The 8920-nt window shown below is 62.3% G+C and carries 9 protein-coding genes and 1 pseudogene; 3 read left to right on the top strand and 7 right to left on the bottom strand.

Annotation, left to right across the window (positions count from 1 at the left end; translation table 11 throughout):
• Positions 1–10: 10 nt before the first annotated feature.
• Both OC610_RS15445 and OC610_RS15450 read right to left on the bottom strand, forming a co-directional pair.
• Positions 11–532, bottom strand: a complete 522-nt coding sequence (locus OC610_RS15445; RefSeq protein WP_264428820.1) for an ankyrin repeat domain-containing protein — start codon at positions 530–532, stop codon at positions 11–13.
• 92 nt (positions 533–624) lie between these two features.
• Entirely contained in the window at positions 625–2451 is a 1827-nt protein-coding gene (locus OC610_RS15450) for a long-chain-acyl-CoA synthetase (protein ID WP_264428821.1), read from the bottom strand.
• 356 nt (positions 2452–2807) lie between these two features.
• Between OC610_RS15450 and OC610_RS15455 the strand changes: the two genes are divergently transcribed.
• Positions 2808–3086: a DUF3509 domain-containing protein gene (locus OC610_RS15455; protein ID WP_030142324.1), complete on the top strand. Its 279-nt coding sequence runs from the start codon at positions 2808–2810 to the stop codon at positions 3084–3086.
• A gap of 65 nt (positions 3087–3151) precedes the next feature.
• Here the strand turns inward: OC610_RS15455 and mtnC are convergent, their stop codons facing one another.
• From mtnC to aroC, 5 genes are read right to left on the bottom strand one after another with little or no spacing between them, the layout of a single operon-like run.
• Positions 3152–3841 carry an acireductone synthase gene (gene mtnC / locus OC610_RS15460; RefSeq protein WP_264428822.1) on the bottom strand — a complete coding sequence of 230 codons (690 nt, stop codon included), beginning with the start codon at positions 3839–3841 and terminating at the stop codon, positions 3152–3154.
• Between the two features lie 4 nt (positions 3842–3845).
• Complete coding sequence (locus OC610_RS15465; protein ID WP_264428823.1) at positions 3846–4391, bottom strand: 1,2-dihydroxy-3-keto-5-methylthiopentene dioxygenase; 546 nt, start codon at positions 4389–4391, stop codon at positions 3846–3848.
• Positions 4392–4408: 17 nt separating this feature from the next.
• A complete protein-coding gene (locus tag OC610_RS15470) occupies positions 4409–5029 on the bottom strand; it encodes a methylthioribulose 1-phosphate dehydratase (RefSeq protein ID WP_264428824.1) in 621 nt (206 codons plus the stop codon).
• Positions 5026–6171, bottom strand: coding sequence for an MFS transporter (locus OC610_RS15475; RefSeq protein WP_181289810.1), 1146 nt, complete (start codon positions 6169–6171; stop codon positions 5026–5028). The genes OC610_RS15470 and OC610_RS15475 overlap by 4 nt, the downstream gene beginning before the upstream one ends.
• A gap of 34 nt (positions 6172–6205) precedes the next feature.
• The gene (aroC, locus tag OC610_RS15480; RefSeq protein ID WP_264428826.1) at positions 6206–7297 is read right to left on the bottom strand and encodes a chorismate synthase; all 1092 of its coding nucleotides are present in this window, start codon (positions 7295–7297) and stop codon (positions 6206–6208) included.
• A 128-nt stretch (positions 7298–7425) separates the two neighbouring features.
• Here aroC and OC610_RS15485 point away from each other — a divergent pair, with 128 nt between their 5' ends.
• Both OC610_RS15485 and OC610_RS15490 read left to right on the top strand, forming a co-directional pair.
• Positions 7426–8391, top strand: a complete 966-nt coding sequence (locus OC610_RS15485) for an alpha/beta hydrolase (protein ID WP_264428828.1) — start codon at positions 7426–7428, stop codon at positions 8389–8391.
• 109 nt (positions 8392–8500) lie between these two features.
• Positions 8501–8920 (top strand): annotated as a pseudogene (locus tag OC610_RS15490) (hypothetical protein); the annotation flags it as partial.

The raw sequence follows: 8920 nt of genomic DNA on the forward strand, positions 1-8920 counted from the left end.
TCGGCAGCTCCTACAGGGCCATCAATTTTTCCAACTGCGCCGTGGTGTCCACCGCGCCCATGGTCCTGGCGGCGTCCAGTGCCGAGACGCCGTTGGCATCCTTGGCCTTGGGGTCGGCGCCTTTGCTGATCAGGTAATCGACGATTTCTACCCGGTTGAACATCGCCGCCATCATCAACGCCGTGCGGCCATCGAACGAGGAACCTTCCACTTGCGCGCCGCCGTCCACCAAGGCTGAAACCACCGCTAGGTCACCCTTGAACGCCGCCCCGGCAATCGGGCTCTGGCCGTTGTCGTTGCGGACTTCCGGATCAGCCTTGTGCTCCAGCAGGACTTTCACCGTCTCCACATGCCCGTGATACGCGGCCAGCATTAACAAGGTATCGCCCTTGTGATTGCGCAGGTTCGGCGGCAAGCCCTTGCTCAGCAGCGCGGCCATCATCGCGGCGTCGCCCTGGCGGGCAACGTTGAAGACCTGCTCGGCAAACTCCGCAGCCTCTTCCGGGGTCATCTGGCGGCTTGTATCGGACATGGAAACTCCATCGGTTCGTTGCAAAGCCGCTAGTTTCCCGAGGGACCCGGGGCCTGTCATCCCTTTTTTATCTGCAGCGGTCATAGCCAGAATCAATAGCGGTACTGTCCGCCCTGGATCCCTGTCGACAATTGCCGGTCCACACGCACATAGGTCGAGCTGTCAGGCAGCCAGGCGTAGATCGGCTCATCACCCGTGAGGCAGGGGTCAAAGGCCTCGGCCTTGAGACGGGTCTTCTGGTATTTGAAGGTGCCGGTGGTGTCCATCTTCACTTTGATGCGCAAGAACAGTGGCACCGCGTAAGCAGGCAGCTTGCATTGCAGAAACCGCAGCAGCTCGCTGAAGTCCAGGGTCGCCAGGGATTCGGCCGGCGTAATCGCGGCCATGCCGGCGCGGCCATTGGTGCCGTTGATCTCGACGCCATAGGCCACCGCCTCGGCAATTTGCGGATGTTGCAGCAGCACGTTCTCGACTTCGGTGGTGGAAACGTTTTCGCCTTTCCAGCGGTAGGTGTCGCCAAGGCGATCGACGAACTGCCCATGGCCGAAACCGATGTTGCGCAGCAGGTCACCGGTATTGAAGTAGCGATCGCCCGGGACGAACACGTCCCGGTAGATGATTTTCTCGGTCTTGGTCGGATCGGTGTAGCCGTCCAGTGGTGCCTTGTCATCAATGCGGGCCAAGAGCAGGCCCGGCTCACCCCTGGGAACTTTCTGCATGCGTCCCTGCAGGTTGCGCAATGGCGCGCCGCTGTCGTGGTCGTAGCGCACCAGCGCCCAGGCCATCAGGGAAAACCCGACGGTGTTGTCGAAGTTGAGGATATTGGTGAAGCCGATATTGCCGTCGCTGGCCGCATAAAGCTCACAGATGTGGTCAACGCCGAAACGAGTCTTGAACGCCGCCCACGCGCCGGGGCGCAGGCCGTTGCCGATCATCTTCGTCACGCGGTGCTCCCGGTCCGAGGCGCTGGCGGGCTGATCAACGAGATAACGGCACAACTCACCGACGTAACCCAGCGTCGTTGCCTGATACCGTCGCACGTCGCTCCAGAACTGGCTGGCGCTGAATTTGCGGCGCATGGCGAACCCCGAGGCACCGCATATCGCCGCGCCCCAGCACACACACAAGCCAGTGGCGTGATACAGCGGCAGCGTGCAATAGACGATGTCCTCAGGCTGCATGTCCAAGGCGATCAGGCCGAAACTGGTGGACGTGCGCATCCAGCGGCCATGGCGAAAGACCCCGGCCTTGGGCAGCCCGGTGGTGCCAGAGGTGTACAGATAGAAACAGGGATCATCGAAGAATACGTGCTGGCTGCTGGCCGGGTTATCACCCGGGTATTGCTCGCTTGCGCGCATCAGGTCGACGAATCCGGACGGCGCAGGGACGTTTTCCTGATCCGCCACCCACCAGGTTCGCCCGTGCGATAGCCCGATCCGGGCACGCACGTCGTCGAACGCCGCAACCCGTTCGTCCCCGACCACCACGGCCACCGGCGTGACCAACGCGAGGCTGTGGACCAGGGCATCGCCCGTCTGCGCGGTATTGATCATCGCACTGACCGCGCCAACCTTCGCCACCGCCAGCACGGTGACCAGCAGTTGTGGACGGTTCTCGATGAAAATCGCTACGCAATCGCCCTTCGCGACGCCTTGCGTCAACAAGTAACGGGCGATGCGATTGGCCTGCTCGTTGACCTGTGCATAACTCAGCACCGTGTCGCCGCACAGCAGCGCCGGGCCTTGGGGATTGCGTTGCGTGGCCTGTTCGAAGCACCAGCCCAGGCCGCAGGGCTGCGTCGGATCCTGGACGTTGGCGAGTTTCATGCCTTTGACAATGCGGGGAACCGCCCTGGCGATGGTGGGCAGCTTGCGCAGCATCATGCCCCAGGTAATGGCATCGCTGGGTCTACGACTCATGGGTGATCCTTCCCCGCTCGACCTCGTGGGCCGTGGTTCTTGTCATGGGCGTGTGCGGATTTCGGCTCGAAAGTACCCAGCCGTTTGACGGCTGTACATGCGGTTTTTGCAATGTTTTGTATCCGCTGCCCGGCACAGGCGAGGCGTGAGCGCGAGGACACGGTTTGGTTCCATAAATAATCGTCCGACCACGCAAAATGCAGGATGCACGATGGCCGTTCATGCAAGTTGCACGAAACCAAAAATACGGGATTTACGTATATCGTTGTTTTTAAAGGGTTTTTAAATTAATCAAATGCTGGCACAGACACTGCAACTACCCCTCCACGGTTTGCCACACCATGGAGCAATGAACGATGAATATGATTCAAGAGAAATTTGCATCGCTGTTTTCCAACTACGAAGTCACCACCCAGGCACGCCCGGATGGCGGCATCCTGCTGACCTTGCGCAACAGCGACGGCAAACTGTTCAAGCGCACGATTTCCTACGCGCAATTGCACGCCGGGGACCAGTTGTCCTGGGCCATCAGTGCGATTCGCCGCGACCTGGCTGAGCAAGCCAGCGAATTGCCGCCCGTGGCGATGCTGCAAAGCCAGCACCGCTTCGCGCTACCGACCTACCACAGCGCCTGACACGCTGTGTTGGGATCAGGCCTGGAACCTTACGGTTCCATGGCCTGATTTTTTTTGCCTGCCGTTCAGGCGCCGAACCGGGACGGCTCGATGTCCAAAAAGCTCGCCACGGTTTCGTGACCGGCCAGTTCACCACCTTCACGCGCCAGGCCACAGGTGGCCATCCCGGCGTCACGGGCCGCGTCCAGTTCCTGGACGATGTCCGACAGGAAAAGAATCTCCCCTGGCGCGATGCCCATCGCCTCGCTGATGCGCTGGTAGGACTGCGCCTCCCGCTTGGGCCCGGACGTGGTGTCGAAATAACCGCTGAACAACGGCGACAGGTCGCCCGCCTCGGAACAGCCAAAAATCAGCTTTTGCGCCTGGATCGAGCCCGAGGAATACACAAACAGCCGGTAGCCGTGCTGGTGCCAATCTTTCAGTGCCTGCACCGCATCCGGGTAGACATGACCTTTCAACTGCCCAGCTTGGTAGCCCTGCTCCCAGACCATGCCCTGCAACGCCTTGAGCGGCGTGGCCTTGCGGTCCTCGGCAATCCAGCCCAGCAGGATTGTGATGACCCGCTCCACATCGGCGTCCGGCTCATGGCTGTCGCGACGCACAGCGGCCAATTGTTCCGCCACGTCGGCGCGACCGGCGTTCTGCCGGACGAAATCCGGCAGGTGCTCGGCGGCATAGGGAAACAACACGTCGAAGACAAAACTCACCGCGCTGGTGGTGCCTTCGATGTCGGTGAGGATGGCTTTGATCGTCACGAAGTCAGTCCTCCAGGCGCGGGAAGCGGCTGGCGATGTCGTCGCCGGTGAACTTGGCGACCCAGCCTTCCGGGTTGTTGAACAGGCGAATGGCAACGAAATGCGGGTGTTCACCCATGTCGAACCAGTGCGGCGTACCGGCCGGCACGGAAATAAGGTCGTTCTTTTCGCACAGGACCGCGTAGACATAATCGTCGATGTGCAAGGTAAACAGCCCACGGCCGGCAACGAAAAATCGCACTTCGTCCTCGCCGTGCCGATGTTCATCAAGGAACTTGGCGCGAAGTTCGGCTTTCTGTGGATGGTCGCTGTTGAGGCTGATGACATCGACCGTGACGTAGCCGCGCTCGGTCATCAGCCTGTCGATCTGGGTCTTGTAGGCGGCGATCACTTCATCCTGGCTGGCGCCGGGCTGGATTTTCGTCGCGGCTTCCCAACGGTCGAACCGCACGCCTTTTTCGGCCAGGGTCGAGGCGATGTCCTCGAAGTGGGTCAGGACCTTGTTCGGAATTTCGGGACTCGAAACGTGGTAGACGGACAGGCTGCTCATGGCAATGGCTCCAGCAATTATCGGTTCAGGAGTGCGCGGGTCTTGAGCTCGCACTCGAACAGGAATTCAAACGCTTCGATCTGGCGCAACGCATCGTTCATGCCCGGCCCCCAGGTGTACAGGCCGTGGCCACGAATCAAGTAGCCGACGCAATCGGGATGCGCGTCCAGCCAGGGTTGGACCTTCGCCGCCAGGCGCGTGATGTCCTGGTCGTTGTCGAATATCGGCACGCGGACGCAGGACTCATGGGTCGTGACGCCGCTGAAGGCTTTTTGCAGTTCATAGTCTTCAAAGTCAATGAACGCTTCGCCGGTCAGGCGCGACAGCACCGTGGCGTTCACCGAATGGGTGTGCAACACCGCACCGATCTGCGGACGCCAGCGATACAACTGGGTGTGCAGCAGGGTTTCGGCCGACGGTTTCTTGCCTGGCTCCAGGCTGTTGCCATCCAGGTCGGTGGCGAGCACATCGTCGATGCACAACTGTCCCTTGTGCTTGCCCGACACGGTGAGCAAGGCCTGGTCAGCGGACAACCGGGTCGAATAGTTGCTGCTGGTGGCCGGCGACCAACCGCGACCGTATAAAAAACGCCCGGCGTCGATGATCTGCTGGGCGAGCTGTTCACGGGTAAGGCTCATGGCCTGTCCTCTTGCATGCGTGTGGCAATGATAACGGCTGCAGCGAAGGCTGCGAGGCTGGCGATGCTGAATGTCCAACCGGCGCCCAAGGCATTCCAGCTGTAGCCGGAATACAGTGCGCCCAACGCCCCGCCGGTCCCGGCCAGCGCGGCGTACAGCGCCTGTCCCTGGCCTTGCTGGCGCGGGCCGAAACTACGTTGCACGAAATGGATGGCAGCGGCGTGAAAGCTGCCGAACGTCGCCGCGTGCAGCACCTGGGCAAACAACAACACCCAAAGAAACTCGGCCAGCGACCCCAGCAGCAACCAGCGCAGCGCAGCCAGCAGGAAACTCGCCATCAGCACCCGGCGCACGGAAAACCGCGCCAGGATCCGGCTCATGAACAGGAACACCAGCACTTCGGCCACCACGCCGACGGCCCAGAGCACGCCGATCAATCCACGGCTGTAGCCCAGGCGCTCCAAGTGCAACGTCAGGAAGGTGTAATACGGCCCATGGCTCATCTGCATCAGGCCGACGCAGGCATAGAACGCCAGCACCCCCGGGTTGCGCAATTGCCGCAGGAAACCGTCCCCGGCCACGCGCGGCCCCTGCACCGGCTGGGCGTTGGGTACCCAAAAGCTGCTGAGTACAATGCCACCCATGATCAAGGCCAGGGCGACGGGATAAATGTCCAGGCTCAGCCATTGGAACAAGCGGCCAAGGACCACCACGGTAATGATGAAACCGATGGAGCCCCACAGGCGGATCTGGCTGTAGCGCGAGGCTTGCCCGCTCAAGTGGGCCAGGGTGATGACTTCGAACTGCGGCAGCACCGCGTGCCAGAAGAACGCATGCAGCGCCATGACCATCGCCAGCCAGGCGTAGCTCTTGTCGATGAAGATCAGCGAGAAGCTCAGCAGCGTGCAGATCGCACCGAACCGCACGATCGCCAGGCGCCGGCCGGTGTAGTCCCCCAGCCAACCCCAGAGGTTGGGCGCCACGCAGCGCATCAGCATGGGGATCGCCACCAGTTCGCCAATACGTGCCGCGTTGAACCCCAGGTGATCGAAGTACAGCGCCAGGAACGGCGCGGTCGAACCGAGCAACGCGAAATAGAACAGGTAAAAACTGGAAAGCCGCCAGTACGGCAACGCCGCCATGGTCGTCAGGCCACGGCGGTCGGCAGGCCAGCCATCAAAGCTGACCCAGCACCGGCGTGCCGACTCTGACGCCGGCGTTCTGGCCGCGATGGCGCAACAGATGATCCATCAGCACGATCGCCATCATCGCTTCGGCGATCGGCGTGGCGCGGATGCCCACGCAGGGGTCATGGCGGCCCTTGGTGATGACGTCGACCGGGTTGCCATGAACGTCGATGGAGCGTCCCGGCGTGGTGATGCTGGACGTCGGCTTCAACGCCAGGTGCGCGACGATCGGCTGGCCCGAGGAGATGCCGCCGAGGATGCCGCCGGCATTGTTGCTGAGGAAACCTTGCGGGGTCAGTTCATCACGGTGTTCAGTGCCGCGCTGGGCCACACAGGCGAAACCGGCGCCGATCTCCACGCCCTTCACCGCGTTGATGCTCATCAGTGCGTGGGCCAGTTCGGCGTCGAGGCGGTCGAAGATCGGCTCGCCCAGGCCAGGCATCACGCCTTCGGCGACCACGGTGATCTTCGCGCCGACCGAATCCTGGTCCCGGCGCAACTGGTCCATGTAGGCCTCCAGCTCCGGCACTTTGTCCGGGTCGGGGCTGAAGAAGGCGTTCTGCTCCACCGAATCCCAGGTCTTGAACGGGATTTCGATCGGGCCCAACTGGCTCATGTAGCCACGGATGACGATGCCCTGGCTGGCCAGGTATTTCTTGGCAATCGCCCCGGCCGCCACGCGCATCGCGGTTTCCCGGGCCGAACTGCGCCCGCCGCCGCGATAGTCGCGCTCGCCGTATTTGTGGTGGTAGGTGTAGTCGGCGTGGGCCGGGCGGAACAGGTCCTTGATGGCCGAGTAGTCCTTGGACTTCTGGTCGGTATTGCGGATCAGCAGCCCGATGGCGCAGCCGGTGGTGCGCCCTTCGAACACGCCGGAAAGGATTTCGACTTCATCGGCTTCCTGGCGCTGGGTGGTGTGGCGGCTGGTGCCGGGCTTGCGGCGGTCCAGGTCACGCTGCAGATCTTCCAGGGAAATCTCCAGGCCCGGCGGGCAGCCGTCGACAATGGCGACCAACGCCGGGCCATGGCTTTCGCCCGCGGTGGTGACGGTGAACAGCTTGCCGTAGGTATTGCCGGACATGCAGGGCGCTCCGTGAAATCGCTGAGAGTCGAGATGGGCGCCAGTATACGCAGGCTCCCCAAGTAGTTCATCCTCGAACCTTATCGGTGCCCGCCAGTCCAACCGGCACCTTCGTAACTAATGGCGTCATGATGTTAAGAGCGTTTGCCTTGAGCCTTACCCTGCTGACCGGCCTGCTTTCTGGCTTCGCCCAGGCCACCGTGCTGCAACGCCCCATCAGTCTCGACACGGGCAACGGTGAACTTTTCGGCTCCCTGCTGCTGCCAAAGTCCGACACGCCGGTGCCCGTAGTCCTGATCATTTCTGGCTCAGGTCCTACGGATCGTGACGGAAACAACCCCGAGGGCGGGCGCAACGACAGCCTCAAGCGCCTGGCCTGGGTACTGGCCAAGCACAACATCGCCAGCGTGCGCTACGACAAGCGCGGCGTGGCCGCCAGCCTTGCGGCGACACCGGACGAGCGCAACCTGAGCGTCGAAGCGTACGTCGCCGATGCCGTGGCCTGGAGCCACAAGCTGAGCGCCGACCCGCGACTGGGCCCGTTGATTCTGCTGGGCCACAGCGAAGGTGCCCTGATCGCCAGCCTCGCCGCGCCCCAGGCCAACGCGGCGGCGGTTATTTCGGTGGCCGGCAGCGCCCGTCCCATCGACCAGGTCTTGCGCCAGCAACTCAGCGCCCGCCTGCCACCACCGCTAATGCTGCGCAGCAACGAATTGCTCGACAGTCTCAAGGCCGGCCGCCCCGACGCGAATGTTCCTGCGCAGTTGCAAGTGATCTTCCGGCCCAGCGTGCAGCCCTACCTGATTTCGCTGTTCCGCCAGGACCCGGCCCAGGCGTTCGCGGCGCTGAAGATGCCGGCCTTGATCATCCAGGGTAGCCACGACATCCAGGTCAGCGTCGACGACGCCAGACAGTTGAAAGCCGCCAAGCCCGACGCCGAACTCGCGCTTATCGAGGGCATGAATCACGTAATGCGCATCGTGCCCAACGATGTGAAGCGGCAATTGGCTTCGTATAAGGATCCCAACCTACCGCTGGCAGCCGAACTCAGCGGGCACATCCTGACTTTTATTGGCACGTTGGCCGCCCGTTAAGCGGGTTTAGTGGCCTATAGCCCTCCAGTCTTGGCAAATCCGGCCGATAAACCGGTGTCGGACAGCGCAACAGCTGCCGACAAGCCGGCCAGGACAGGATTTTGCCGTTATGACTGAAACTGAAACTTCACCCGACACCGCCGCCGAAACGGCCGCCACAGCCGCGGCGGAACTGCCTTGGGCGGACGTGCAGGCCGAGCACCACAAAATGCTCCGGCTGGCCCCGCTCAAGACCGATCGCGCCACTGGCGTGCGGCCCCTGCGGTTTGTCGAGTTCAGCTATGCCGAACGCCATAGCAAGGAACGCAGCTTGCTGCGCATGAGCATTCAGTTGCCGGGCCAGCGGGTGCGCAAGGAACAGAACCACCTCGACGTCTGGGCCGACCACGTCGAGAAACGCCTGTTTTTCTCGCCTGACAGTTTGCAGGTCGAACCCTTGAACCGCGGCATTGGCCGCTTCCTTGCCGCCCAGGGCATCACCTGGGCCAAGAAGCGTTGGTCGAGCTATCGGGTTGACGGCACCGACCTG

Source organism: Pseudomonas agronomica (assembly GCF_025917275.1).
GTDB classification, from domain to species: Bacteria; Pseudomonadota; Gammaproteobacteria; order Pseudomonadales; family Pseudomonadaceae; genus Aquipseudomonas; species Aquipseudomonas agronomica.

Bases quoted from the DNA above. Each gene is read 5' to 3' on its own strand.
- OC610_RS15445 (WP_264428820.1), bottom strand. From the start codon at position 532: ATGTCCGATACAAGCCGCCAGATGACCCCGGAAGAGGCTGCGGAGTTT.
- OC610_RS15450 (WP_264428821.1), bottom strand. From the start codon at position 2,451: ATGAGTCGTAGACCCAGCGATGCCATTACCTGGGGCATGATGCTGCGC.
- OC610_RS15455 (WP_030142324.1), top strand. From the start codon at position 2,808: ATGAATATGATTCAAGAGAAATTTGCATCGCTGTTTTCCAACTACGAA.
- OC610_RS15465 (WP_264428823.1), bottom strand. From the start codon at position 4,391: ATGAGCAGCCTGTCCGTCTACCACGTTTCGAGTCCCGAAATTCCGAAC.
- OC610_RS15470 (WP_264428824.1), bottom strand. From the start codon at position 5,029: ATGAGCCTTACCCGTGAACAGCTCGCCCAGCAGATCATCGACGCCGGG.
- OC610_RS15475 (WP_181289810.1), bottom strand. From the start codon at position 6,171: ATGGCGGCGTTGCCGTACTGGCGGCTTTCCAGTTTTTACCTGTTCTAT.
- aroC (WP_264428826.1), bottom strand. From the start codon at position 7,297: ATGTCCGGCAATACCTACGGCAAGCTGTTCACCGTCACCACCGCGGGC.
- OC610_RS15485 (WP_264428828.1), top strand. From the start codon at position 7,426: ATGATGTTAAGAGCGTTTGCCTTGAGCCTTACCCTGCTGACCGGCCTG.